This is a genomic window from Mesorhizobium sp. M4B.F.Ca.ET.089.01.1.1 (assembly GCF_004022605.1).
In the GTDB taxonomy this organism is placed as follows: Bacteria; Pseudomonadota; Alphaproteobacteria; order Rhizobiales; family Rhizobiaceae; genus Mesorhizobium; species Mesorhizobium abyssinicae.
The window spans coordinates 1-1,094 of the sequence record NZ_RZOS01000895.1 but is presented as its reverse complement, the minus strand read 5'-3'; the positions used below and the strand labels follow the sequence as shown (position 1 = coordinate 1,094).

Below are 1,094 nucleotides of genomic sequence, written 5' to 3'. Positions count from 1 at the left end.
GTGCGGAATTGATAGTCATGCTTGGGCGAGGGCCTATGCAGCAGCTCGCTGTAGGAGCGGTTCTTGTTTTGGACCACGGCGGCGTTTAGGCGCTTGGCTTGGATCCGCACCCAAAGGTCGCGACCCTCAGACACGTTCCAGAACCGCAGATCAAGATCACCCCCGGTGTCCTTTTCGATCGGGTAGGAGATGACGAGCTCTGGACCGGCGAACGCGGCCAGCGCGCCCGTGAGGATGTCGGTCATGGTTTCTTCCCGGAACCTACCGCGCTTGAGGTTGGTCTCGCGGTCGAGCAGTCCCCCGATCACAAGAGGTAGCCGTGTTGCCAGGTCGCAAAGTGTTGCCAACGTTGTAATCCTACGATGACTATTGCCGCTCCGCGAATTCCATAATCACCTACACTCAGCGCAGGGAGTTAGCGTGTGGTTTCAAGCGAGCGGTAATGAACGGGGTCGTGGTTCCGCACGGCATCTAGGATCAGCGTGACGATCGCCTGCGCCTCGCTCATGTCTGGCAAGCGCGAATGACGGCCTATCCGAGCTACAGGCTTCGGCATGGCGCGCTCATGCGCAGCGGCGAGAAGTGCCTCACCTTGCACCTTCCATTTCACTTGCCAGCGACGGACCGCCGCCTCTGGACTCGCCGCATCCCAGTCCGTGCGCTGCCGAACGATGCGCGTCATGGCTGTGGTATACTTCAGGCCAGGCGTCTTCACCATGAGATCTGCAACCATGGTCAGGAAGACTGTATCGTTCTTGCCTGTGCCGCGAGGGCGGCCGCGGGAACGCTCGTCAGTCATCGGGGCGTCCTTTCCGAAGATGACGATGATGCCTTAGGATAAGTAATTCGACAGCCTGATCCTACTGAGAAGAATTGGCATTTCGACCTTTTTAGCGTCGGAAATTCACGTCACGAAGTCCATCAACGAGGATAATTCGATTTGGATGGATTTTTCCTCGCTCCGTGACTATCGCAGGGGATCTGCCCTGCGGCCGGGGGTTCCATCAATACGGTCGGGCTCAAGATCGCGCGGCAGAAACGGCTGTGGGGATACGGTCAGGAGTGAGCGAGATGAAACTACCCCTGTAATGACG

At 58.2% G+C, this 1,094-nt stretch carries 2 protein-coding genes; both read right to left on the bottom strand.

The window, feature by feature from the left end; translation table 11 throughout:
* Positions 1-308, bottom strand: a 308-nt coding sequence (locus EN780_RS34830; RefSeq protein ID WP_348631293.1) for a DUF6615 family protein, incomplete at its 3' end; no start/stop codon positions are given.
* A 107-nt stretch (positions 309-415) separates the two neighbouring features.
* The gene (locus EN780_RS34825) at positions 416-799 is read right to left on the bottom strand and encodes a hypothetical protein (RefSeq protein WP_091597881.1); all 384 of its coding nucleotides are present in this window, start codon (positions 797-799) and stop codon (positions 416-418) included.
* Positions 800-1,094 lie beyond the last annotated feature (295 nt).